At 64.4% G+C, this 23,196-nt stretch carries 21 protein-coding genes and 2 pseudogenes; 19 read left to right on the forward strand and 4 right to left on the reverse strand.

Annotated features, from left to right (window positions below; genetic code table 11):
* The first annotated feature begins 269 nt into the window (after positions 1-269).
* From JQ628_RS32395 to JQ628_RS32410, 4 genes are all read left to right on the forward strand, one after another.
* Positions 270-854: a phage holin family protein gene (locus JQ628_RS32395; protein ID WP_212230120.1), complete on the forward strand. Its 585-nt coding sequence runs from the start codon at positions 270-272 to the stop codon at positions 852-854.
* Positions 851-1,981 carry a YihY/virulence factor BrkB family protein gene (locus JQ628_RS32400; RefSeq protein ID WP_212230122.1) on the forward strand — a complete coding sequence of 377 codons (1,131 nt, stop codon included), beginning with the start codon at positions 851-853 and terminating at the stop codon, positions 1,979-1,981. The genes JQ628_RS32395 and JQ628_RS32400 overlap by 4 nt, the downstream gene beginning before the upstream one ends.
* Before the next feature lie 142 nt (positions 1,982-2,123).
* On the forward strand, positions 2,124-3,575 hold the full coding sequence (locus tag JQ628_RS32405) for an EAL domain-containing protein (protein ID WP_212230124.1): 1,452 nt from the start codon (positions 2,124-2,126) through the stop codon (positions 3,573-3,575).
* A gap of 15 nt (positions 3,576-3,590) precedes the next feature.
* Positions 3,591-4,445 carry a TIGR01459 family HAD-type hydrolase gene (locus tag JQ628_RS32410; protein WP_212230126.1) on the forward strand — a complete coding sequence of 285 codons (855 nt, stop codon included), beginning with the start codon at positions 3,591-3,593 and terminating at the stop codon, positions 4,443-4,445.
* A gap of 150 nt (positions 4,446-4,595) precedes the next feature.
* On the opposite strand, the gene JQ628_RS32415 is transcribed toward JQ628_RS32410, so the two are convergent.
* Positions 4,596-4,991, reverse strand: a complete 396-nt coding sequence (locus JQ628_RS32415) for a response regulator (RefSeq protein WP_016844467.1) — start codon at positions 4,989-4,991, stop codon at positions 4,596-4,598.
* A gap of 227 nt (positions 4,992-5,218) precedes the next feature.
* Between JQ628_RS32415 and JQ628_RS32420 the strand changes: the two genes are divergently transcribed.
* From JQ628_RS32420 to JQ628_RS32435, 4 genes and pseudogenes are all read left to right on the forward strand, one after another.
* A complete protein-coding gene (locus tag JQ628_RS32420; protein ID WP_212230128.1) occupies positions 5,219-6,190 on the forward strand; it encodes a bifunctional riboflavin kinase/FAD synthetase in 972 nt (323 codons plus the stop codon).
* Between the two features lie 68 nt (positions 6,191-6,258).
* Positions 6,259-6,583 (forward strand): annotated as a pseudogene (locus tag JQ628_RS32425) (type II toxin-antitoxin system RelE/ParE family toxin).
* Positions 6,580-6,861, forward strand: coding sequence for a helix-turn-helix domain-containing protein (locus tag JQ628_RS32430; RefSeq protein ID WP_212230130.1), 282 nt, complete (start codon positions 6,580-6,582; stop codon positions 6,859-6,861). The pseudogene JQ628_RS32425 and the gene JQ628_RS32430 overlap by 4 nt, the downstream one beginning before the upstream one ends.
* A 25-nt stretch (positions 6,862-6,886) precedes the next feature.
* Positions 6,887-7,414, forward strand: a complete 528-nt coding sequence (locus JQ628_RS32435; RefSeq protein WP_212230214.1) for a sugar O-acetyltransferase — start codon at positions 6,887-6,889, stop codon at positions 7,412-7,414.
* Between the two features lie 31 nt (positions 7,415-7,445).
* On the opposite strand, the gene JQ628_RS32440 is transcribed toward JQ628_RS32435, so the two are convergent.
* On the reverse strand, positions 7,446-7,907 hold the full coding sequence (locus JQ628_RS32440) for a cupin domain-containing protein (RefSeq protein WP_212230132.1): 462 nt from the start codon (positions 7,905-7,907) through the stop codon (positions 7,446-7,448).
* Positions 7,908-8,184: 277 nt separating this feature from the next.
* On the opposite strand from JQ628_RS32440, the pseudogene ileS reads away from it, so the two are divergent.
* The 6 genes and pseudogenes from ileS to arfB form a co-directional block, all read left to right on the forward strand.
* Positions 8,185-11,181 (forward strand): annotated as a pseudogene (gene ileS, locus JQ628_RS32445) (isoleucine--tRNA ligase); the annotation flags it as partial.
* Between the two features lie 501 nt (positions 11,182-11,682).
* Positions 11,683-12,210 (forward strand): signal peptidase II, encoded by a 528-nt coding sequence (gene lspA, locus JQ628_RS32450; protein ID WP_349628151.1) that lies wholly within the window; start codon positions 11,683-11,685, stop codon positions 12,208-12,210.
* A gap of 78 nt (positions 12,211-12,288) precedes the next feature.
* Positions 12,289-13,005, forward strand: a complete 717-nt coding sequence (locus tag JQ628_RS32455; protein ID WP_212230134.1) for a hypothetical protein — start codon at positions 12,289-12,291, stop codon at positions 13,003-13,005.
* A 243-nt stretch (positions 13,006-13,248) separates the two neighbouring features.
* A complete protein-coding gene (locus JQ628_RS32460; RefSeq protein ID WP_433996182.1) occupies positions 13,249-14,643 on the forward strand; it encodes a M16 family metallopeptidase in 1,395 nt (464 codons plus the stop codon).
* Positions 14,640-16,004, forward strand: a complete 1,365-nt coding sequence (locus JQ628_RS32465; RefSeq protein ID WP_349628152.1) for a M16 family metallopeptidase — start codon at positions 14,640-14,642, stop codon at positions 16,002-16,004. Before JQ628_RS32460 ends, JQ628_RS32465 begins: the two co-directional genes overlap by 4 nt.
* Positions 16,005-16,199: 195 nt before the next feature.
* The gene (gene arfB / locus JQ628_RS32470) at positions 16,200-16,619 is read left to right on the forward strand and encodes an alternative ribosome rescue aminoacyl-tRNA hydrolase ArfB (RefSeq protein ID WP_212230138.1); all 420 of its coding nucleotides are present in this window, start codon (positions 16,200-16,202) and stop codon (positions 16,617-16,619) included.
* 185 nt (positions 16,620-16,804) lie between these two features.
* Here the strand turns inward: arfB and JQ628_RS32475 are convergent, their stop codons facing one another.
* The gene (locus JQ628_RS32475) at positions 16,805-17,107 is read right to left on the reverse strand and encodes a hypothetical protein (protein WP_212230140.1); all 303 of its coding nucleotides are present in this window, start codon (positions 17,105-17,107) and stop codon (positions 16,805-16,807) included.
* A 652-nt stretch (positions 17,108-17,759) separates the two neighbouring features.
* On the opposite strand from JQ628_RS32475, the gene JQ628_RS32480 reads away from it, so the two are divergent.
* The 4 genes from JQ628_RS32480 to JQ628_RS32495 are packed head-to-tail and all read left to right on the forward strand — an operon-like array spanning position 17,760 to position 20,680.
* Positions 17,760-18,095: a c-type cytochrome gene (locus JQ628_RS32480; RefSeq protein ID WP_249128698.1), complete on the forward strand. Its 336-nt coding sequence runs from the start codon at positions 17,760-17,762 to the stop codon at positions 18,093-18,095.
* Positions 18,096-18,491: a VOC family protein gene (locus JQ628_RS32485; RefSeq protein ID WP_212230142.1), complete on the forward strand. Its 396-nt coding sequence runs from the start codon at positions 18,096-18,098 to the stop codon at positions 18,489-18,491.
* Positions 18,492-18,524: 33 nt separating this feature from the next.
* The gene (locus JQ628_RS32490; protein ID WP_212230144.1) at positions 18,525-19,073 is read left to right on the forward strand and encodes a gluconate 2-dehydrogenase subunit 3 family protein; all 549 of its coding nucleotides are present in this window, start codon (positions 18,525-18,527) and stop codon (positions 19,071-19,073) included.
* A gap of 38 nt (positions 19,074-19,111) precedes the next feature.
* A complete protein-coding gene (locus JQ628_RS32495) occupies positions 19,112-20,680 on the forward strand; it encodes a GMC family oxidoreductase (RefSeq protein ID WP_212230146.1) in 1,569 nt (522 codons plus the stop codon).
* 61 nt (positions 20,681-20,741) lie between these two features.
* Here the strand turns inward: JQ628_RS32495 and JQ628_RS32500 are convergent, their stop codons facing one another.
* Entirely contained in the window at positions 20,742-21,056 is a 315-nt protein-coding gene (locus JQ628_RS32500; protein ID WP_212230148.1) for a ribbon-helix-helix domain-containing protein, read from the reverse strand.
* A gap of 325 nt (positions 21,057-21,381) precedes the next feature.
* Here JQ628_RS32500 and mutL point away from each other — a divergent pair, with 325 nt between their 5' ends.
* Positions 21,382-23,193, forward strand: a complete 1,812-nt coding sequence (gene mutL, locus JQ628_RS32505; RefSeq protein WP_212230150.1) for a DNA mismatch repair endonuclease MutL — start codon at positions 21,382-21,384, stop codon at positions 23,191-23,193.
* The last annotated feature ends 3 nt before the right edge of the window (positions 23,194-23,196 follow it).

Raw genomic sequence — 23,196 nt, forward strand, 5'->3', positions numbered from 1 at the left:
CTTGTTTCGCGGTGAAATCCTGGACCCTCATGGTGAGGAGCGCCGCTTGCGGCGCGTCTCGAACCATGAAGGCCGGGTTCGCTCACACACTCAAATGGATCATATGCGATAGCCCTACGGTTCTGCGAAGCAGCGTACCGGACGGTGCTTCGCATCGCCGGGACACGCTGCACCGCGCCTGGGACACGCGCCATTCAGGAACATTCAAAACGCGTGCACGTTTCTCCCGGGCAGAGGCAATCAAGCTTCGGCCCGCGGAGGAATTTGCGATGCTCGCGCCGTCAGGCGGCCTGCTGCGTGCAGGAATTGGCCTCAAACTGAACCACATCAAGCGCGCGACCCGCTCTTATCTGCGCGACCGCGCCAATCAGGCGACGGGCTCCGTCACTTCCTACGCCGTCGCCGCCGGACTGTTTGCCGCCGCCGGCATTTTCCTGATCGCCGCGTGCCTCGTCGGCGTCACCGCGCTGTTCCGCTGGATCGAGATCAATTACGGCCTGTTCCACGCCTTCGGCGTGGTGGGCGCGCTGTTGCTGGTGATCGCCGCCGTCTGCGCCGGCCTCGCCATGCGCAAGCTCAAGCAGCCCGGGCCGCAATTCCCGTCCCTGACCAGCCGCCTGCGCGTGGCGATCCGCGCGAACCCGATCGATCTGTCGCCCGCGGAAGCGGTCCAGGATGTCGCCGCATCCGTTCTCGCGGCGACGTCCTCTCCGGTCTCCCGCAGTCGCTCCGCCAGGGGATCGCGCCACGGAAAGAATAATTTCCCGCTCCAGGCCGGGGTTGCGCTGACGGCGGTGTTGCTGGGCGTCGCGATGGCCCGCCGCCGCCAGGCGATGCACCACACGGCCGAATGATGTCGGCGCGCTCCGGAGAAAACGGCAATTTGTTGCTGATCGCGGCAACCGCGATCCTGGTCCTCGCCGCACAGCGCTTCTTTCAGGACGCCCCGCCGCCCGGCTCTCGCGAAATCAGCCCTGCCTCCGCACAGCCCGGCAGCCCGGCGCGCGAACTGACCCAGCACGGCCGCGGCCGCTATTCCACCAATCCGCTGCAAATCCCCTGGGCCGGCTGGAAGGACATCCTCTGGCGCACCTATGAGAGCACCAACGAGGACCGCCTGCTCGCGACCGCGGCCGGCGTCGTGTTCTTCGGCCTGCTGGCGGTGTTCCCCGGCGTCACCGCCCTGGTCTCGTCCTACGGATTGTTCGCCGACCCCTCGACCATCGGCGCCAATCTACAGACGCTCGCGACGATGCTGCCCGAGGGATCGTTCCAGATCGTGCAGGACCAGATCGCGCGCGTGCTCGCCAAGGGCAACGCCTCGCTGGGTGCGACTTTCCTGTTCGGCCTGGCGCTCGCGATCTGGAGCGCCAATGCCGGCGTCAAGGCGATCATCGATGCCCTCAACGTCGTCAACGAGGAACGGGAGGAGCGCAGCTTCGTGAAGCTGAACCTCGTTTCATTGGCCTTCACCACTGGCGGCATCGCCGCGCTGCTGTTGATGGTCAGCGCGGTGGTGGCGTTCCCGCTGGCGCTCGGTCATCTCGGCATCGCCTCCGAGAGCAAGCTCATCATCAGCCTGGCGCGCTGGCCGCTGCTGTTCGTCGTCCTGCTGGTCGCGCTCGGCCTGCTCTACCGCTTCGGGCCGAGCCGCCGGCCGGCGCGCTGGCAATGGCTCGGCGTTGGAACCGTTGCCGCCGCGCTGCTGTGGATCGCCGGTTCCGCCGGGCTGTCCTGGTACCTCTCGAACTTCGAGGACTACAACGCCACCTACGGCTCGCTCGGCGCCGCCATCGGCCTGATGATGTGGATGTGGATGTCGGCCATCATCGTGCTGTGCGGGGCCGAACTGAACTCGGAAATCGAGCACCAGACCGCCCGCGACACGACGGTCGGGCCGCCGAAGCCGCTGGGCGTCCGCGGCGCCGTGATGGCCGATACGCTGGGACCGGCCGTCCCGGCCGTGTCGGAGCCGCAATAGTTCTTCAAAATCAAACAAGTCTCCCCCTCCGAATCAACATTGGTGGTAAGGTCGCCCCCGTTCGGGGGAGCGCTTTCGAGGCCATTGGGGGTGCTGCGTTTTCCCGAACGGGCAATTCGGACGTGAGGACGTCGCGCGCGGTATGATCCGTATATCCACGATTTTCATCGCCGTCTGCATGGTGCTGGTCGCCGCCTCGCTCGGGCTGGTGCTGTATTCGCTGGCCGGCATCAACTTCATGGAATCGGCGATCGTGGCGCTGACCGCGCTGACCTTCCTGATTCTCTACAACGCCGTCTCGATGCGGCTGCGCGACCGCACCGACGTCGGCGGCCAGATCGCGGACCTTTCGCGCGGTACCGCCGACCTCGCACGCCAGGTCGCTGAATTTGGCCGGAGACTTGCCGCCATCGAGGGCAAGATGGTGTCGCAAAATTCCGCCGGCGCCGACCGCATGCAGAACGTGATCGGCGAGATCAACGAGCTCGGGGTGCTGGTCAAGCAGCTCGCCGTCTCGGTGGCGAGTCACGAGGAAATGCTGAGCGCGGCGTCGGCGCCGCCCGCCCCGGCTCCCGCAAGCCCGGCTTCGGACCAGCCGTCCGCCGGCGATGCCAAGGCCGCTGCGGAAGCTGTGCTCGCGGCCCCCTCTGCGCCGACGGCCACGGCCGCCCCGGCGACCGTTCCCTCGCGCAGCCTGACGCAGCTTGTCGGCGCCATCAAGAACGCGGTCGAGGAGAACCGGCTCGACATCTATCTTCAGCCGATGGTGACGCTGCCGCAGCGAAAAGTGCGCTTCTACGAGGCGGTGACGCGGCTGCGCGACGACAAGGACCAGATCCTGGCCGCCGACGATTTCATCGGCGTTGCCGAGGGCGCCGGCCTGATCGGCAAGATCGATCATGCGGTGATGCTGCGCTGTGTGCAGGTGCTGCGCCGCCTGATGGTGCGCAACAAGGATGTCGGCGTGTTCTGCAACGTCTCGGCGGCGACGCTCGGCAATCCGACCAATTTTGCGCAATGCCTCGATTTCCTCGAAGCCAATCGGGTGCTGGCCCCCTCCTTCGTGCTCGAATTCAAGCAGTCGACCTTCCGCAACCTCGGCCCGACGGAAACCGAAAATCTCGCGGCGCTGTCGCAGCGCGGCTATCGCTTCTCGATCGACCATGTCACCGATCTGCGGGTCGAGCCGCGCGAACTCGCCGACCGCGGCGTGCGCTTCATCAAGGTGCCGGCGGCGCTGCTGCTCGATCCCAAGCAGACCTCGACATCGGACATCCATCCGTCCGACCTCTCCGACCTGCTTGGCCGTTTCGGCATCGACCTGATCGCCGAAAAGATCGAGGGCGAGCGCGCCGTGGTCGATCTGCTCGATTACGACGTCCGCTTCGGCCAGGGTTTTCTGTTTGCCCCGCCGCGGCCGTTGCGGCCGGAGGGCGCCTCTGCTATCGCCGGAGCGCCTGCGAACGGCGCAGGCGAACGCAACGGCTCCAATGGCTCCGGCAATTCACCTGCATCAGAAACTCCGGCCGTCGGCCCGCCACCGCGGGCGACCGGCAATGCCGCCCTGGCGCGCCGCGTCGCCGGCCCGAACTAACCGGTCATCTCTCGCATGACATCGCTGCGTTTTGTCGAGCGGCTGCGCGACCTCGTCGGCGGCGTGGAGGTGGTGCTCTCGGACATCTGGGGCGTCGTCCACAACGGGCTGGAATCGTTTCCCGAAGCCTGCGAGGCGCTGCACACCTACCGTAAGCAGGGCGGCACCGTCATCCTCATCACCAATGCGCCGCGGCCCGCCGATGCCGTGCAGCGGCAATTGCGTAAGCTCGGCGTTGCCGACGATGTCTATGACGCCATCGTCAGCTCCGGCGATCTCACGCGCAGCTACGTCGCCGATCATCCGGGCCAGAAAACTTTCTGGATCGGCGCCGATCGCCACGGCACCGTCCACGAAGGCCTCAACGTCGTGCTGACGCCGCTGGAGGCGGCCGACACCGTGATCTGCACCGGGCTGTTCGACGACGAGACCGAAACGGCCGAGGATTATCGCCCCATGCTGCTGAAGGCGCTGGATCGCAAGCTGCCGCTGATCTGCGCCAACCCCGACATCGTGGTCGAGCGCGGCGACCGGATGGTCTATTGCGCCGGTGCCATCGCCGAGCTCTACCGCGAACTCGGCGGCGAGGTGATTTTCTACGGCAAGCCGCACCGGCCGATCTATGAGCGCGCCATGCAACTCGCCGCCGAGCGCCGCGGCCGGCCCGCCGACCCGCGCAAGGTGCTCGCCATCGGCGATTCCGTCCGCACGGATCTGGCCGGCGCGCATGGTTTCGGGATCGACCTGCTGTTCGTCACCCGCGGCATTCACTCGGAGGATTTTGCCGGCGTCGACCAGCTCGATGCCGCCTCGGTGAAGGAGCTGTTCGGCCACCCGCCGCGCGCCCTGATGCGGGAGTTGCGGTGGTAGGCCCGACTGCCGCCTGACCACGCGGCCGTCATACCCGCGAATGCGGGTATCCAGTACGCCGCGGCTTCTCGGCTCTATCGCTGACGTCTCTGGAATACTGGGTCGCCCGGTCAAGCCGGGCGACGACAGTCGTGGATGAGGCGGGAAACCTTACGCCGTCGCCATGTCCGGGAAGACCGCCTCGATCTTGGTCTTCAGCGTCGCGGCGTTGAACGGCTTGACGATGTAGTTGTTCACGCCCGCCTTCTTGGCGGCGATGACGTTCTCGGTCTTGGATTCCGCCGTGATCATGATGAACGGCGTGGTGGCGAGGTTGGGATCGGCGCGCACTTCCTTGAGCAGGTCGTAGCCGGTCATCGGCTCCATGTTCCAGTCGGAAATCACGAGGCCGTACTTTTTGCCGCGCATCTTGTTCAGCGCCGCCGAACCGTCGCTGGCATCGTCGATATTCTCAAAGCCAAGCTGCTTCAGAAGATTTCGGATGATCCGGATCATGGTGCTGTAATCATCCACCACCAGAACCGGCATCGACAAATCAACCGCCATCTTCATTACCCCCGAACACTTTACGCCACAGACAAGAACCGTTGGGAACGCGGCGTGGGCCGCAAACCCGCGACCAAGGACTAGCATCAGGCATTAAACAGCGCGTTAACCCACCTCGGGGGGAAAGCCCGCAAAAATACGTGCAATGCGGATCATTCCGTACCCGCTTGACTTCGTCGGCCCCCCCAAGCCACGGTCCGCCCGACCCCGAGCTGAAGTTCCCTAAAATGCCATCCGATTTTACCGTTATCCGCGACACCACGCCTGCCGCCGAAATCCCCCGGGGCGCAGTCGTGGCGATGGGCAATTTCGACGGTGTCCATCTCGGCCATCGCGCGGTGATCGCGGCCGCCCTGCAAATGGGCCGTGCGCGCGGCAAACCGGCCCTTGCGCTGACATTCGAGCCCCATCCGCGCAGCTTTTTCAGCCCCAACAGCCCGCAATTCCGCCTGACCACCGAAACCAACAAGCTGCGGCTGCTCGCCGCCACCGCCCTCGACGGCGCCGTCGTGATGACCTTCGACAAGGCCCGCGCCGGGACCTCGGCGCAAGATTTCATTCACCATGACCTGATCGAGCGGCTCGGCATTTCCGGCATTGCGGTCGGCTACGACTTCCATTTCGGCAAAGGCCGCGTCGGCTCGCCGAGCCTTCTGGTCAGCGAAGCTCCGCGCCTGGGCATCGAGGTTGACGTCCAGGCCCATGTCGATATCGACGAGCGGCCGGTCTCCTCCAGCGCGATCCGGATGGCGCTCGCCGAGGGCCAGATCGCGGACGCCACCATGATGCTCGGTGGCCCCTGGTTCGTCAGCGGCGAGGTGATCCACGGCGAGAAGCGCGGCCGCGACCTCGGCTATCCCACCGCCAACATCCGCCTCGACAAGAACTGCGCGCTCAAGCACGGCATCTACGCCGTGCGCGTCGGCCTCGGCAATCAGCGGCTGGATGCCGTCGCCAGCTTCGGCCGCCGCCCGACGTTCGATAACGGCGCGCCGCTGCTGGAAGTGTTTTTGTTCGACTTCAAAGGCGACCTCTACGGCACCGAGCTCGACGTCGCCTTCATCGGCTTCATCCGCGACGAGCTGAAATTCGACAACATCGACGCCCTGGTGCGGCAGATGGATGACGATTCCGCCCGCGCCCGCGCGATGCTGGCGGCAGTGCCGGATGAGTTTCCGAAGCTGGGCGTGATCGGTTGAAGAGATCGGCCGGGCGCCGCCCCCTCGGTTGACGATCCATACAAAATTTTGTATATTCGATACGGCCAATGGATACAAATCCCGTTGAGTTCATAGGCAGCGCACTCGAGGATTTGCGTGCGTTTCCTCAGGCAGCCCGGCGCGAGGCGGGATATCAGCTCGATCGAGTGCAGCGCGGGCGCGAGCCGGATGACTGGAAGCCAATGAACAGCGTCGGCCCGGGCGTGAATTCGCGATGCCGCAGGGGCCTTTAGAGTGCTGTACGTGGCGAAGTTCGAGGATGTCGTTTATGTGCTGCACTGTTTCCAGAAGAAAACACAGAAAACGCGCAAGGCAGATCTGGACCTCGCCAGTCAGCGCTATCGCGATCTGTTGAAGGAACGAAGCCAATGAGCCGGAAACGCTTCGACAGCGTGTGGGACGCCGTTGAGGATACACCCGCGCAAGCCGAGAACATGAAGCTCCGTTCGACCCTCATGATCGCCTTGAAGGATCACATCGCTCGCACGGGGCTGAGCCAGGCGGAGGCGGCGGAACTGCTTGGGGTGACCCAACCACGTATCTCCGATCTCATGCGCGGCAAGATCGAGCTGTTTGGGCTCGATACGCTGGTCAACATGGTCGGCGCGGCAGGCATGCACGTCGAAATGCGCATCTCGAACGCGGCGTGAACAGTTGAAAACCGAAAAGCAAAAGATGCTCGCGGGCGAACTGTATCGCCCCGATGCCGAGATCGGCGCCGATCAGGCCATCACCAAGGCCTGGCTCGCGCGCTACAATGCGGCGCTGGCCGCGCCCGTATCGGAGCGGCACGCGTTGCTGCGCGAGCGCCTTGGCTCAGTCGGCGCGGATGTGGTGGTCCGCCCGCCCTTCTTCTGCGACTTCGGCTACAACATCCACATCGCCGACGGCGTCTTCATGAACTTCAATTGCGTCATCCTCGACGTGGTCGAGGTCAGCATCGGCGCGCGCACCCAGATCGGCCCCGCCGTGCAGATCTATGCCGCCGATCATCCACGCGATGCCGCCAGCCGCCGGCAAGGCCTCGAATTCGGCCGTCCGGTGCGGATCGGCGACGACGTCTGGATCGGCGGCGGCGCCATCATCCTGCCAGGCGTCACCATCGCCGACGGCGCCGTGATCGGCGCCGGCAGCGTGGTGACGCGGGATGTCGGACCGGACCAGACGGTGACCGGGAATCCGGCCCGGCCGCGCCAGCGTTGAACCGGGCTTGCGGGCTGCGGGGCAAATGCGCTTATGGCTCGGGGTAGGGCCTGCCGTCCTTGTGCACAAAGCGGCCATCGGCATTGGTGCTCATCATGTCGATGTCCGAGCAGATGGTAACGTCGTCGGGATGGCGCGAGCCGACTTCGAGATAGACCGCCATGGCGTCCGATCGGTTGATCAAGTGATGGCCATTACCGGTGCCTTTCGGAAAGGCCGCGCAATCGCCGGATCGCAGCACCGTCTCGCCACCATCCTCGATCAGCGTCAGTTCTCCTTCGAGCACGTAGACGAATTCGTCCTCGTGCGAATGCCAATGGCGCTGGCTCGACCAGTTTCCCGGCGGCAGGCGCATGAGGTTGATCCCGAAATCCGTGAGTCCGCCGGCATCGCCGAGCCGCTGTCGCACGCGCTCGACACTGCGGGCATTGAATTGCGCGGGATAGCCAGTGCCCTTGCGTTCCGGCACGGCAGCGACATCGATCTTGGGCATAGGCAGTCGCTCCGTAAATCCTATTCAGCAGGGACGGTCGTCTGAAGCCCCATGTCCGGCTCGATACCGGACATTTGCGACATGCATTGGGCTTTGGCACCCTTTGCGATTTCCTCCTCCCCCTGCTAAAGGAAGCGCCCATGTTGGCGCGGCGCATCATACGCATTAGCGGCCCGGCTTCCGCCTGAGCTAAAGGCTCGGCGCAAGACCGGGACTTATCCGTTCACCCGCGATTCCCTGCGATCAGGCGCCGTTACCGAGCCAAATCAGAGCATTCATGTCCGAAAATCCGCAAAAGTCCGAAGCCCACGACTATTCCAAGACCCTGTTCCTGCCGCAGACGGATTTCCCGATGCGCGCCGGCCTGCCGCAGCGCGAGCCGGAAATCCTGAAATACTGGAACGAGCTCGGCCTCTACGAGGCCCTGCGGAAGGATGCCGCGGGCCGGCCAAAGTTCATTCTGCATGACGGCCCGCCCTACGCCAACGGCAACATCCATATCGGGCATGCGCTGAACAAGATCCTCAAGGACGTGGTGACCAAGAGCCAGCAGATGCTCGGGTTCGATTCTAACTACGTGCCTGGCTGGGACTGTCACGGCCTGCCGATCGAGTGGAAGATCGAGGAGGAGAACTACCGCTCCAAGGGCCGGCAGAAGCCGGACTTCCGCAACTCGGCCGCGATGGTGGAATTCCGCCAGGAGTGCCGCGCCTATGCGACGCACTGGCTCAACGTGCAGCGCGAGGAATTCAAGCGGCTCGGCATCATCGGCGACTGGGACCATCCCTACGCCACCATGGACTATGCCGCTGAAGCGCAGATCGCGCGCGAGCTGATGAAGTTCGCCGCCAACGGCACGCTCTATCGCGGCTCCAAGCCGGTGATGTGGAGCGTGGTGGAGAAGACGGCGCTCGCCGAAGCCGAGGTCGAGTATGAGGACTATCAGTCCGACATGATCTGGGCGAAATTCCCGGTGACCTCGCCGGCGCATGGCGCGCTTGCGGACGCCAGCGTCGTGATCTGGACCACCACGCCATGGACGATCCCCGGCAACCGCGCCATCAGTTTTTCGCCGAAGATCGCCTATGGCCTCTACAAGGTCACCGATGCGCCCGCGGACAACTGGGCGAAGACCGGCGATCTGCTGATCCTCGCCGACGCGCTGGCCGAGAGCGTGTTCAAGCAGGCGCGCGTGACGGCCTGGGAGAAGGTGCGCGACATCCCCACTGATACGATGGATGCGATCGAATGCGCGCATCCGCTCAAGGGCATTGGCGGCGGCTATGAGTTCACCGTGCCGCTGCTGCCGGGCGAGCACGTCACCGACGACACCGGCACCGGCTTCGTGCACACCGCGCCCGGCCACGGCCGCGAGGACTTCGACGTCTGGACGGCGAATGCGCGCGAGCTGGAAAGCCGCGGCATCAACACCGCGATCCCCTACACCGTCGACGAGAACGGCGCCTTCACCGATCACGCGCCCGGCTTCACCGGAAAGCGCGTCATCAACGACAAGGGCGAGAAGGGCGATGCCAACGAGGCCGTGATCAAGGCACTGGTCGACGCCGGCAACCTGCTCGCGCGCGGGCGGCTGAAGCACCAGTATCCGCATTCCTGGCGCTCGAAGAAGCCGGTGATTTTCCGCAACACGCCGCAATGGTTCATCGCGATGGACAAGGACATCGCCGAGAACGGCACGGCAAAACCCGGCGACACGCTGCGCGCCCGCGCGCTGCACGCAATCTCGGTGACGCAATGGGTGCCGCCGTCGGGCCAGAACCGCATCAACGGCATGATCGTCAACCGCCCGGACTGGGTGATCTCGCGCCAGCGCGCCTGGGGCGTGCCGATCGCCGTGTTCGTGCGCGAGAAGGGCGACGGCTCGGCCGAAATCTTGCAGGACGAGATCGTCAACCAGCGCATCACCGAGGCCTTCATGGAGGAAGGCGCCGACGCCTGGTACCGCGACGGCGCGCGCGAGCGTTTCCTCGGGTCACGTGCGAACGAGGATTGGAACAAGGTCGACGACATCCTCGACGTCTGGTTCGATTCCGGCTCGACGCATGCCTTCGTGCTGGAAGACCGCCAGCATTTTCCGCAGCTCGGCAACATCGTCCGCAAGATCGACGGCGGGCAGGACACGGTGATGTATCTCGAAGGCTCGGACCAGCATCGCGGCTGGTTCCACTCTTCGCTGCTGGAGAGCTCCGGCACGCGTGGCCGCGCGCCCTATGACGTCGTGCTGACCCACGGCTTCACGTTGGATGAGAACGGCCGCAAGATGTCAAAGTCGCTCGGCAACACCGTCGAGCCGCAAAAGGTGATGAAGGATTCCGGCGCGGACATCTTGCGGCTCTGGGTCTGCGCCACCGACTACGCCGACGACCAGCGCATCGGCCCCGAGATCCTCAAGAACACGGTCGAGACCTATCGCAAGCTGCGCAACACGATCCGCTGGATGCTCGGCACGCTCGCGCATTTCAACCCGGCCGACGCGGTCGCGCATGCGGACATGCCGGAGCTTGAGCGGTTGATGCTGCATCAGCTCGCCGGCCAGGCCGCGATCGTGCGGCAGGCCTATGCCGATTTCGACTACAAGACCGTGGTGGCAAGCCTTGCCGCGTTCATGAACAGCGAATTGTCGGCGTTCTATTTCGATATCCGTAAGGACGCGCTCTATTGCGATCCGCCGTCGTCGCTGGCGCGCAAGGCCGCGCTGACCGCGATCGACATCATCTGCGATTCCATCCTGAAATGGCTGGCGCCGGTGCTGAGCTTCACGACCGAAGAAGCCTGGCGGATGTACAAGGCGGATGCCGAGCCGTCGGTGCACCTGACGTTGTTCCCGACGCAGTTCGATTCCTTCCGCGACGATGCGCTCGCCGCGAAGTGGGAGACCATCCGCGACGTCAGGCGCGTCGTGACGGGCGCCCTCGAACTCGAGCGCGCCGCCAAGAATATAGGCTCGTCACTGGAAGCCTCGCCGATCATCTACGTCGCGGACCGGGCACTGCTGGCTACCCTCTTTGATGTCGATCTGGCCGAGGTCTGCATCACCTCGAACTATGAGGTCCGCGAGGGCGAAGGCCCCGTCAGTGCATTCACGCTGCCCGACGTCAAGGGCGTTGCCGTGGTGGTCGAACTCGCGCAGGGCACCAAATGCGCGCGTTCCTGGAAGATCCTGCCGACGGTAGGCGAAGACCCCGAATATCCCGACGTCACGCCGCGCGATGCGCAGGCCTTGCGCGAATGGAAGGCGCTTGCGGAGGGCGTAGAGCCGGTAAGGTTTGTCGAAGCGGCCCCCGGGCTCGCCGAGCCGAACGAGAAGCCATCGCTCAAACCCGAAGGCGCGCCGGAAGTGGTCCGCGAAGCCGTCGCATCAACCACCGTAGCGCCTGCTGCGGACGACAAGCCAAGGGCAGCCAAGCCAAAGAAGAATGTCAAAGCCGCCAAGGCCGAGACCGCTACGGCGAAGCCCCGCGAGTCCAAAGCTGCGAAGGCGAAGACCAGCAAGGCAAAGGCCGCCAAGCCAAACGCCGGCAAGGCCAAGACTGCCAATGCGAAGGCCGCCAAAGCAAAGGCAGGCAAGGCAAAGCCGGGCGCGGCCGCCGTGAAGCGCGGAAAGCCCGCCAAATCGGCCAAGGCTCCTTCGAAGGGCTCGAAAAAGAAGGCCGCGAAGACAACGAAGAAAGTAGCGAAGAAGAAAGCGCCCGCGCGCAAGACAAAGGCGAAGGGCGTGACGAAAAACGCCAAGAAGAAAAAGAAGGCCAGGTAAGTGTCAGAGGCGTCAGAGATCGAACGGCCTCGCAGCCGCCCTCTCCGCGCCGGCATCATCGCGGCGGTTGTGGCGCTGGTGCTCGACCAGGCCTCAAAGCTCTGGCTGCTTTACGTGTTCGACATCGGCCGACACGGCGCGGTGCGGGTGACACCGTTCTTCGACCTCGTGCTGGCCTGGAATGTCGGGATCAGCTTTGGCTGGTTCCAGTCCGACCATTTCCTCGCCCAGATCGTGCTCACGGCGGTGAAGGCAATCGCCGTGATCGTGCTGGCGCTGTGGATGGCCTGGTCGAAAACCATGCTCGCCACCATCGCGCTCGGACTGATCATCGGCGGCGCCATCGGCAATGCCATTGACCGCTTCGCCTACGGCGCGGTGGTCGATTTCGCCCTGCTTCATGTCGAAATCGCCGGAAAAACCTACAATTGGTACGTGTTTAACGTTGCGGATGTGGCCATTGTTGCCGGGGTAGCGGCCCTATTGTATGATTCCCTGCTGGGGGTACCCGCCGCAAAAGCGCCCTGATCCCGGCCGATACGGACCCCTCGAATGGGCGCCTGGCCCGGACTGGCGGACCCGGAATTCTTGAACAGGAACAGCGCGATGCGCGAGTCTGATGCAAGCGGTTGGATGATGCGGACACTTTCCAGGCGGTTCAGCCGCGGCCTGTGGCTCGCAACCGTCACGCTCGGCATCGGCCTCGTGGTGGCCTCCGGCCCCGCACGCGCCGAGGACGACGACGAAGACGACAAGACCTTCGAGGAAAAGATCATCGAAGGCATCATGCGCGGCATCGGCGGCACCAACATGGAAAACCGCGGCATCGAGTACCGCGAGCGCTCACCGCTGGTGGTGCCTCCGAAGCTCGATCTGCCGCCGCCGCAGGAAGCTGCCGTCCAGAAAAACGCGCCGAACTGGCCGAAGGATCCCGACGAGCAGCGCCGCAAGCAGGCGATCGCCGCACGCAAGAAAGCTAACAAGGACCCGATCGAAGCCGCCCGTCCCCTATCGCCGACCGAGCTCGCGGCCGGCAAGACCGTCGCACCGACGCGTGCCAACAACGATCCCGTGCAGCCCGGCGCTACAAAGCCCGACTCGATTCTGAGCCCGTCGCAGCTTGGCTATTCCGGCGGCTTCAGCGGCCTGTTCGGCGGCAACAAGAGCGAGACGGCCCCGTTCAAGGGCGAGCCGACGCGCGATTCGCTGACCCAGCCGCCGACCGGCTACCAGACGCCGTCGCCCAACTTTGCCTACGGCACCGGGCCGAAGGAATCGCTCAACAAGGAATACAATCCGGCCGCCGGCAAGTATGGCGAATAGTTAAGCTGTTCTCTCGCCTTCGTGAGCAAGGCCGGGTTCGCGCGCGGTGTATATCGCGAGCCTAGCATGATCCGGACCCGGAGGGCCGCGTAGCGCAACGTGCGTACCGGTTTCCGAAAAAGATCATGCTTGAACGAAAATGGATCCGGACTGTTTGTCCGGCCCGTCACTCAAATTGGAAACGGCGCGTATCGCTTGGCCGCAGCATCGATACTCCTTTGCGGATGACGCGCTAGACAGGTCATGATGCCATCACATCGTTTTGCTGCCTTTGCGTTTGCCGCTTTGCTCTCCACTTTCGCCGGCGCGGCCGGCGTTTCTGCGCAGACCTCAGCGAGCACGACGCAGCCCGCGAGCTTTACCCTCGATAACGGCCTTCAGGTCGTGGTGATCCCGGATCATCGCACGCCGGTTGTCACGCAGATGATCTGGTACAAGGTCGGCTCCGCCGACGAGACACCGGGCAAATCAGGCCTCGCGCATTTCCTCGAACATCTGATGTTCAAGGGCACGGAAAAGCACCCCGCGGGCGAGTTCTCGCAGACCGTGCTCAAGATCGGCGGCAACGAGAACGCCTTCACCTCCTACGACTACACCGGCTATTTCCAGCGCGTGCCGCGCGATCAGTTGCCGAGGATGATGGAGTTCGAGGCCGACCGCATGACCGGTCTCATCCTCAAGGACGAGAACGTGCTGCCGGAGCGCGACGTCGTGCTGGAAGAATTCAACATGCGGGTTGCCAACAATCCGGATGCACGGCTGACCGAGCAGATCATGGCCGCGCTCTACCTCAACCATCCCTATGGCCGGCCGGTGATCGGCTGGCGGCAGGAGATCGAAAAACTCGACCGCGAGGATGCGCTCGCCTTCTACAAGCGCTTCTACGCCCCCAATAACGCGACCCTGGTCATCGCCGGCGATGTCGAGGCAAAGGACGTCCGCCCCCTGGTGGAGAAGTATTATGCCGCCATTCCCGCCCAGCCCGCGATTCCCGCAAAGCGGATCCGGCCGCAGGAACCGACGCCGGCCGCACCGCGCACCGTGACGCTGTCCGACCCGCGCGTCGAGCAGACCAGCGTGCGGCGCTATTATCTCGTGCCCTCTTCCACCACGGCCGCATCGGGCGAAAGCCCGGCGCTCGACGTGCTCGCGCAATTGATGGGCACCGGCTCCAATTCCTATCTCTACCGCGCCCTGGTGATCGACCGCCCGCTCGCGGTCAGCGCCGGCGCCGGCTATCAGGGCACCTCGCTCGACCCGACCCAGTTCCAGATTTCGGTCTCGCCGAAGCCCGGCGTTGAATTCGCTGATGTCGAGAAGGCGATCGACGAGGTCATCGCCGATCTTGCGACCAACCCGGTGCGCGCCGAAGACCTCGAGCGGGTCAAGACCCAGCTTATTGCGGAAGCGGTCTATGCGCAGGATAATCAGGCCACCATGGCGCGCTGGTATGGCGGCGCGCTGACCTCCGGCCTCTCCATCGAGGATATCAGGAGCTGGCCGGACCGGATTCGCGCCGTCACCGCCGAGCAGGTGCGTGAGGCCGCGGCAAAATGGCTGGACAAGAAGCGTTCGGTGACGGGTTATCTGATCAAGGATACGACAACGGCGTCGAAGCGCGAGGAGAAGCGTTCGTGACCTATCAATTGACCCGGCGAGCCGCGCTGGCCGGCGGCGCCCTGCTCGCGATTGCGGCACTCGCTCCGACGCCGTCACAGGCGGCGGCCAAGATCCAGCGGCTGGTATCGCCCGGCGGCATCGAAGCTTGGTTCGTGCAGGACGCCACCGTGCCGCTGATCGCGATGGAATATTCCTTTGGCGGCGGCGCCTCGCAGGATCCGCCCGGCAAGTCCGGTCTCGGCAATATGGTCGCGAGCCTGCTCGACGAGGGCGCCGGCGATCTCGATTCCAAGACCTTCCACGAACGCCTCGAGCGCCGCGCCATTGAACTCAGCTTTTCCGCGGCGCGCGACAATCTGCGCGGCTCTTTGCGCATGTTGAAGGAGAACAAGGACGAAGCCTTCGATCTGTTGCGCCTGTCGCTGACCTCGGCGCGCTTCGATCAGGCGGACGTCGAGCGCATCCGCAACCAGATCATGTCGGGTCTGCGCCGCGAAACCACCAATCCGAACTCGCTCTCGGGCCGAAAATTCCTCGAACTCGCCTATGGCGACCACCCCTATGCCCGTTCTTCCAACGGCACGCTGGAGAGCGTGCCGAAAATCGAGATCGCCGATCTGAAGGACTATGTCGCGCGCGTGGTGGCAAAGGATCACTTGCGGATCGCAGTGGTCGGCGACGTCGACCCCGACACGCTCGGGAAATTGCTCGACAAGGCATTCGGCGGCCTACAGGCGAAAGGCAACCTGACGCCGGTCGCCGATGTCGTCGCGGCCAAGCCGCCGCAACGCGCCTTCGTCCCGCTCGACGTGCCGCAGACGGTCATCACCTTCGGCGGTCCCGGCATCCGCCGCCACGAGCCCGATTTCATGGCCGGCTACGTCGTGAACCACATTCTGGGCGGCGGCGGCCTGTCGTCGCGGCTCTATCGCGAGGTCCGCGAAAAGCGCGGGCTCGCCTATTCGATCTATGAATCGCTGACCTGGATGGAGCATTCCGCGCTGTTCATCGGCAACACCGGGACCCGCGCCGACCGCGCCGGCGAGACCGTCGATGCGGTCGAGAAGGAAATCCGCCGCATGGCCGAGGAAGGCCCGACGCAGAAGGAGCTGGACGACGCCAAATCGTACCTGAAGGGCTCGCAGATGCTGGCGCTCGATACCTCGTCGAAACTGGCGCAGGCGCTCTTGCAATATCAGCTCGACAAGCTGCCGATCGACTACATCGAAAAGCGCAATGCGATGGTCGACGCCGTGACGCTGGACGACGCCAAAAAGGCCGCCAAACGACTGTGGGGTCACGGCCTGCTCACCGTGGTCGTCGGCCGCGCCCCGCAAGCCGCCGCCCAGCCGGCCGCCACCGCGCCGAAGGCGAATTAGTCTCTCACGTGTCCCGGACGCAGCGCAGCGCCTTGGCGGTGCGCTGCAGAGCCGGGACCCACACGTTGCCACACCCAATGGACCCCGGCTCAGCAGCGCAACATTTCATGTTGCGCAGCGTCCGGGGAACGCATCTTTCGGTTGGGGCAGCAAACCCGCTATTCTGCGGCCACCGATTCCTCTCCCGGTGACGCCATGCTGCGGGTCTCGCACAACCTCTCGATCGACGAAGACGACATCGACATCGCATTCGTCCGCGCCTCCGGACCGGGCGGGCAGAACGTCAACAAGCTCGCCACCGCCGCGCAGCTCCGTTTCGACACCAGCAGAATCGCGCTTCCCGAGGATGCCGCCGCGCGCCTCGTCCGCCTCGCCGGCCAGCGCATGACCAAGGAGGGCGTGATCGTGATCCACGCCCAGCGCTTTCGCACCCAGGAGCGCAACCGCAGCGATGCGATCGACCGCCTGATTGAACTCTTGCGCGAAGCTCTGGTGCGTCCCACGCCGCGCCGCCCGACCAGGCCGACGCTCGGCTCCAAACAGCGCCGCCTCGAAGGCAAGAAGCGCCGCAGCGACATCAAGGCCGGCCGCGGCCCGCGCCGTTATGACGACTAGAAAACCGACGTGAAAAACTCCAGCCGCGCTGCGGCCGGAGTTCTCGTCTTCGCAAAAAACAAGTATCGAAGGAGATCGCCTCGGCTAGAGCCGTTTACGTTCCGATTGAATCGGAACGGGCTCCAGCTTTTTGTTTTGACGCGTTTTCTTCACGCGAACCGGTATCCACTTCGCTTGAAAACGCTCTAGTAGCGCTTGCCGCCGGGCGCGGAATCGCCGGTGGCGCCGCCGGTACCCTTTTGCACAGCGCCGCTGCCGGCGCCGACCGTGCCCTTCGATTTCGTGCTGGTACCGGTCCGCTCACCGGGTGCCGCGGGCTGCGCGTTGAATTCCTCATCGCCGCTGCCCGTCACGCCTTTCTGCATGGAGCCCTTGCCTTGCACGCTGCCGCGCAACTGCGGGTCGGCCGAGGTGCCTTGCGCGAGCACGGGACCGGCAAGCAGCGCCGATACGGCAAACGCGATCGCCGAGGTTTTGATCAGCTTCATTCACTTCTCCCAGGTTTGGTCGGCGATGAATGGCCGGGCGATTGGCTGCGCCGTTCGCCTTTGCCTGGCCACGTCATCGCCGGAACTGGTTGTTGTCACGAACGGCGCGGGCGCGATGCAAACTGCGTCGTGTGGTCATCGTGCAGAGATTTGAAGGTCATTTCGCGAAACGTTGGCCACGGGCCGACCCGATATGCGGCGGCAGCGTCCGCTTCGATCGCGCGTTTCACGAAAACTCCGCGAAACCGCCGTTTGACACAACCGCTAGCGTGAGCCGCATCAACCGATAGCGGTTCGCGCAGCGACGAGTTCCCTCGCGTCCAGGACGCAATCACGCCGACGGGCGTTTCCCGTCCCACCATCGCGCAACATCGGCAAAGCCGAAAAAGCCAGTGAAGATCGCGATCGCCCCGCTGCCGAGCGGCATGCCGGGAAAGCCGAGTCGCCAGATTTTTTGGGGATTGCGCCACCTCCAGAACCGGCCTGGCTCAAGCCGCGGCCGGTTTTGTTCTGGCGTGAAACAGCCCGCTACTACCACCGCCTGTTTGCCGCGACCTAAAGTCTGTGCACGCCAACGGTGATGTATATGACAAAGCTGCTCGTAATACAGGCAATCGGGCTCGGATGCTGCGGCGCGGCGCTTGTGGTGCGGATGGCCGGCGCGCAGATGGCGCTGCCGGCGGCAACGCCGCCCGATGGCGCGACGCTGTTCAAGCAGCAATGTGCGACCTGCCACACGACAAATTTGTCCGACCCGGTGCGGCAAGGTCCGCCACTGGTCAAGATCGTCGGCAGACCCGCCGGCAAGCTCGATGGCTTCCACTACTCGGCGGGCTTTGCCAACGCGGACTTCGTCTGGGACGACGCCAGGCTCGATGCCTATCTCGCCAATCCGCAGGCGACGGTCCCGGGTTCCAACATGGCCTACCGCCAGCCCAAGGCGGAGACCCGCGCCGCCATCATCGCCTATCTGAAGGAACTGAACTGAATGGCAAAGCCCGTTCATTCGATGATCCGCGTGTTCGACGAGGCGAAATCGCTGGACTTCTACGCTCGCGCCTTCGGGCTCGAGGTCGCCGACCATCTCAAGTTTGCGGATTTCGCACTGATCTATCTGCGTCATCCGTCCTCGCCCTTCGAGGTCGAACTGACCGTCAATTTCGATCGTAAGGAGCCCTACGCGCTGGGCGACGGCTACGGCCATCTCGCCGTTGTCGTCGATGACGTCGACGCCGAACACGCGCGGTTCGAGCGGGAACGCCTGTCGCCCGGACCGCTGCGCGACTTCAAGCATGACGGCAGGACGCTGGCGCGCTTCTTCTTCGTTGCCGACCCTGACGGCTACAAAATCGAGGTGATCCAGCGGGGTGGACGCTTCGGCTAATCGCAATCAACAGGCATTCAATGGAGGACACCCATGAGAGAAGTCGATCGTCGAAGCAAATACGACCGCCGGGTCTTTCTGAAGGGCGCGGCAACTGCGATTCCAACCGTCGCCATTGCGACAAGCACGGGCCTTGCCGTCGGCGATGCCTGGGCCGACGACGCCGGCACACTGACGCCGTCAACGCTGAAGACATTGGTGAAGATGGCGCGCGATATCTATCCGCACGATTTCCTGGGCGACAGCTACTACATCGTCGCGATCAAGCCGTGGGACGGCAAGGCGGCAAAAGATCCGGCGGTGAAGTCACTGATCAACGACGGCGTAGCCCGGCTCGATCAGGAGGCCAACGCCCGCCACAAGGTGCCTTACGCGCAGGTGGCGTGGGAAAATGATCGCGTCGCGCTGCTCCAGGGCATCGAGCAGTCCGCCTTCTTCCAGAAGATCCGCGGCGACCTCGTCGTCTCCCTCTACAACCAGAAAGAGGTCTGGCCGAAGTTCGGCTACGAGGGCTCCTCCGCCGAGCATGGCGGCTACATCAAGCGCGGCTTCGCCGACATCGATTGGCTCCCGAAGGCCTAAAGGCCTTCAGGCAACGAACGGTCAGGGAGGAAACCCACATGGCAAAATTCGATCTGAATGACAGCGGCGTGGTCGTGATCGTCGGCTCCGGCGCGGGCGGCGGAACGCTCGGCAATGAGCTGGCGCAAAAGGGCGTCAAGGTCGTGATTCTGGAAGCGGGCTCGCGCATCGAACTCCAGCACTTCGTCAATGATGAATGGGAGAGTTTTACCCAACTCGCCTGGTCCGACATGCGCACCACCTCGGGAAGCTGGCGCGTCGCAAAGGATTTCCCGAATCTTCCGGCGTGGATCGTGAAGGCGGTCGGCGGCTCGACAACGCACTGGGCGGGCGCCTCGCTGCGCTTCGACGAGCACGAGTTCAAGGTCAAGAGCACCTATGGCGGCATCCAGGGCGCCAATTTGCTGGACTGGCCGATCACGCTGGCCGAGATGGAGCCGTGGTACGCCAAGGCCGAGGACAAGATGGGCGTCACCCGTACCAACGGCATTGCGGGGCTGCCCGGCAACAACAATTTCAAGGTGATGGAAGCCGGCGCGAAGAAGCTCGGCTACAAGACCGTGCATACCGGCAACATGGCGATCAACAGCGAGGCCCGCGACGGGCGCGGCGCCTGCCAGCAGATCGGCTTCTGCTTCCAGGGCTGCAAGTCCGGCGCCAAATGGTCGACGCTGTATACCGAAATCCCCAAGGGCGAGGCGACCGGCAATCTCGAAGTGCGCCCCAACAGCATGGTGATCAAGATCGAGCACGATGCGTCCGGCAAGGTGACCGGTGTGGTGTATGCCGACGCGGCCGGCGCGATGCAGCGCCAGAAAGCGCGCGTGGTGGCGGTTGCCGGCAACTCGATCGAAAGCCCGCGCCTGTTGCTCAACAGCGCCTCCAACATGTTCCCGGACGGTCTTGCCAACTCGTCCGGTCAGGTCGGCCGCAACTATATGCGGCATATGACCGGCAGCGTGTACGCGGCGTTCGAGAAGTCGGTGCATATGTATCGCGGCACCACCATGGCCGGCATCATCCGCGACGAAGCCAAGAACGACCCCAAACGCGGCTTCGTCGGCGGCTATGAGATGGAGACGCTGTCGATCGGCGTGCCCTTCATGGCGGCGTTCCTGAACCCGGGTGCATGGGGACGCTCCTTCACGTCGGCGATGGAGTCCTATCCGCGCATGGCCGGCATGTGGCTGGTCGGCGAGGACATGCCGCAGGAAACCAATCGCATCACGCTGGATCCGAAGGCCAAGGACAAGTTCGGCATGGCGGTGGCGAGCGTGCATTTCGACGATCATCCCAACGACGTCGCGATGCGCAACCACGCCTACAAGCAGGGCGCCGCCGTCTATGAGGCCGTCGGCGCCACCGTGACCTATCCGACGCCGCCCTACCCGAGCACGCACAATCTCGGCACCGTCAGGATGAGCGAGAAAGCAAAGGACGGCGTGGTGAACAAATTCGGCCAGAGCCACGACGTCAAGAACCTGTTCGTTTCCGACGGCAGCCAGTTCACCAGCGGCGCCGCCTGCAATCCGACGCTGACGATCGTGGCGCTCGCGATCCGGCAGGCCGACCACATCGCAGGCGCGATGCAACGCAAGGAGATCTAGTTCAAAAAAGCGGCCCGGTCCGGGCGGACCGGGCCGCTTTTCCTTGTCGAGCGAATGAATCCTATTCGGCGGCGTCGAGAATGGCCGCGGCGCCACGAAATTCCGGGACTGCGATCGTGCTCTTGGAACGGTAGATCAGGCAGGAACAGCGCAAGAGAGAGGCGAAATTATTGACCTCGCCATGATGGTCGAGGACTTCGTTATGCAGCGTGGTGAGGAACTTCGCCAGGCTCATTCCCTCCTTGGCGGCGATCTCTTCCAGCGTGTCCCAGAACGACATTTCCAGCCGGATCGACGTGCAATGGCCGCCGATCCGCAGCGATCGGGTCTGCGATTCGTAGTCCCGTTGCGGTTGATGCGCGAACAGATGGCACATTTCGTTCCTCCCGGTCAGATTATAATTTTTCTAAACGATATACCCGCGCCTGCGACCTCACAATCCCGACCTTGCGTGCCGTCCCGGTATCGAACGCCAGCATCTTCAAGGCGATAGAGCATGATCCGGAAAAGTGGACACCGGTTTTCCGAAAAGATCATGCTCAAACAAAAAGATAGAGCGGGATGACGATTCGAAGAAAAGTCATCCCGCTCTAGTTCGGTTTCATCCCCAGGCGGGATTGAATTTGCGGGTCCCGGCCCATGCATTTGCCGCGCCAGGCGCCTAGAATGGCGGCTGCCTTCGAATCTCCCCGACGAAACCCATGCCCGTCCGCCAGCTCCCCGAACAGGTCGTCAACCGCATCGCCGCCGGCGAGGTGGTCGAACGTCCCGCGAGCGTGGTGAAGGAGCTGGTGGAGAACGCCATCGATGCCGGCGCCAGCCGGATCGACATCTTCACCGACGGCGGCGGCCGGCGCCGCATCGGCATTACCGATGACGGCAGCGGCATGACCCATGCGGATCTGGCGCTCTCCGTCGACCGCCACGCCACCTCGAAGCTGGACGACGAGGATCTGCTGCGTATCCGCACGCTGGGTTTCCGCGGCGAGGCGCTGCCCTCGATCGGCGCGGTGGCCAGGCTCGGCATCACCACGCGCCACGCCTCCGAGCCGCATGCCTGGTCGCTCTCGGTCGAGGGCGGCGAGAAATCACAGGTCATGCCTGCGGCGCTCGGACAGGGCACCCGCGTCGAGGTCAGCGATCTCTTCTACGCGACGCCGGCCCGGCTGAAATTTTTGAAAACCGATCGCACCGAGGCCGAAGCGATCCGCGAAGTGGTGCGGCGTCTGGCAATGGCCCGCCCCGACGTCGCCTTCACGCTGGCGGGCGAGGAGCGCGCGCCGGTGACCTGGGCCGCGGCGCTTCCCAGCGCCGCCGGCCGCCTGACGCGGCTCGGCGATATCCTGGGCGCTGACTTCCGCTCCAGTGCCATCGAGGTGCGCGCCGAGCGCGAGGGCGTCCTGGTCGAAGGCTTTGCTGCCGCGCCTTCCCTCACGCGCGCCAACGCACTCGGGCAATATCTGTTCGTCAACGGCCGCCCGGTGCGCGACAAGCTGATCCTCGGCGCCGTGCGCGCGGCCTATGCCGACTATCTGCCGCGTGACCGCCATCCCGTAGTCGCGCTGTTCGTGACGCTGCCCCCGCAAGAGGTCGACGCCAACGTGCACCCGGCCAAGACCGAGGTGCGCTTCCGCAACGCCGGCCTCGTCCGCGCCCTGATCGTGCATGCACTGAAGGAGGGCCTTGCGCGCGAGGGCAAGCGCACCGCCGCCAATACGGATGGCGCCGCCATCTCTGCGTTCCGCCCAGCCTTCGCGCCGCGCCCGGGCAATTGGGACTGGCGCCGTTCGCCGTCCTTTCCGGTCTCGCCGATGCCGGGCTTCGAAGGCGCCGCCGCGCAAGCCTTCGCCGAGCCGGGACAGGCCGCCTTCGACGTCGGCGCGCCGACCGCCGACGTGCGCTTCGAGTCAACACCGTCCGCCGATCTGCTCGACCGCCCGCTTGGCGCCGCGCGAACGCAGATCCACGAAACCTATATCGTCTCGCAAACCCGCGACGGCCTCATCGTGGTGGACCAACACGCCGCCCATGAGCGCATCGTCTATGAGCGACTGAAGGCCTCGCTGGCGAAGAACGGCGTGCAGCGGCAAATTCTGCTGATCCCGGAAATCGTCGAACTCGACGAAGCCACGGTGGAGCAACTGCTCGACCGCGCCGAGGAGCTCGCCTCCTTCGGCCTCGCCATCGAATCCTTCGGCCCCGGCGCCGTCGCCGTGCGCGAAACACCCTCCCTCCTCGGCAAGACCAATGCCGCGGGCCTGCTCCGCGACCTCGCCGAGCACATGGCCGAATGGGACGAAGCCTTGCCGCTCGAGCGCCGCCTGATGCATGTCGCCGCCACCATGGCCTGCCACGGCTCGGTGCGCGCCGGACGCATCCTCAAGCCCGAAGAGATGAACGCGCTGCTGCGCGAGATGGAAGACACGCCGAACTCCGGCCAGTGCAACCACGGCCGCCCGACCTATGTGGAATTGAAGCTGAGCGATATCGAAAAGCTGTTCGGGCGGAGATAGATT

Origin of the sequence: Bradyrhizobium lablabi (genome assembly GCF_018129385.1) — a bacterium.
Lineage (GTDB): Bacteria > Pseudomonadota > Alphaproteobacteria > Rhizobiales > Xanthobacteraceae > Bradyrhizobium > Bradyrhizobium lablabi_C.

Bases quoted from the DNA above. Each gene is read 5' to 3' on its own strand.
- JQ628_RS32490 (WP_212230144.1), top strand. From the start codon at position 18,525: ATGAGAGAAGTCGATCGTCGAAGCAAATACGACCGCCGGGTCTTTCTG.
- JQ628_RS32415 (WP_016844467.1), bottom strand. From the start codon at position 4,991: ATGGCGGTTGATTTGTCGATGCCGGTTCTGGTGGTGGATGATTACAGC.
- JQ628_RS32455 (WP_212230134.1), top strand. From the start codon at position 12,289: ATGCGCGAGTCTGATGCAAGCGGTTGGATGATGCGGACACTTTCCAGG.
- JQ628_RS32400 (WP_212230122.1), top strand. From the start codon at position 851: ATGATGTCGGCGCGCTCCGGAGAAAACGGCAATTTGTTGCTGATCGCG.
- mutL (WP_212230150.1), top strand. From the start codon at position 21,382: ATGCCCGTCCGCCAGCTCCCCGAACAGGTCGTCAACCGCATCGCCGCC.
- arfB (WP_212230138.1), top strand. From the start codon at position 16,200: ATGCTGCGGGTCTCGCACAACCTCTCGATCGACGAAGACGACATCGAC.
- JQ628_RS32460 (WP_433996182.1), top strand. From the start codon at position 13,249: ATGATGCCATCACATCGTTTTGCTGCCTTTGCGTTTGCCGCTTTGCTC.
- JQ628_RS32395 (WP_212230120.1), top strand. From the start codon at position 270: ATGCTCGCGCCGTCAGGCGGCCTGCTGCGTGCAGGAATTGGCCTCAAA.
- JQ628_RS32405 (WP_212230124.1), top strand. From the start codon at position 2,124: ATGATCCGTATATCCACGATTTTCATCGCCGTCTGCATGGTGCTGGTC.
- JQ628_RS32435 (WP_212230214.1), top strand. From the start codon at position 6,887: ATGCTCGCGGGCGAACTGTATCGCCCCGATGCCGAGATCGGCGCCGAT.
- JQ628_RS32440 (WP_212230132.1), bottom strand. From the start codon at position 7,907: ATGCCCAAGATCGATGTCGCTGCCGTGCCGGAACGCAAGGGCACTGGC.
- JQ628_RS32410 (WP_212230126.1), top strand. From the start codon at position 3,591: ATGACATCGCTGCGTTTTGTCGAGCGGCTGCGCGACCTCGTCGGCGGC.
- JQ628_RS32420 (WP_212230128.1), top strand. From the start codon at position 5,219: ATGCCATCCGATTTTACCGTTATCCGCGACACCACGCCTGCCGCCGAA.
- JQ628_RS32475 (WP_212230140.1), bottom strand. From the start codon at position 17,107: ATGAAGCTGATCAAAACCTCGGCGATCGCGTTTGCCGTATCGGCGCTG.
- JQ628_RS32500 (WP_212230148.1), bottom strand. From the start codon at position 21,056: ATGTGCCATCTGTTCGCGCATCAACCGCAACGGGACTACGAATCGCAG.
- JQ628_RS32430 (WP_212230130.1), top strand. From the start codon at position 6,580: ATGAGCCGGAAACGCTTCGACAGCGTGTGGGACGCCGTTGAGGATACA.
- JQ628_RS32480 (WP_249128698.1), top strand. From the start codon at position 17,760: ATGGCCGGCGCGCAGATGGCGCTGCCGGCGGCAACGCCGCCCGATGGC.
- JQ628_RS32485 (WP_212230142.1), top strand. From the start codon at position 18,096: ATGGCAAAGCCCGTTCATTCGATGATCCGCGTGTTCGACGAGGCGAAA.
- JQ628_RS32495 (WP_212230146.1), top strand. From the start codon at position 19,112: ATGGCAAAATTCGATCTGAATGACAGCGGCGTGGTCGTGATCGTCGGC.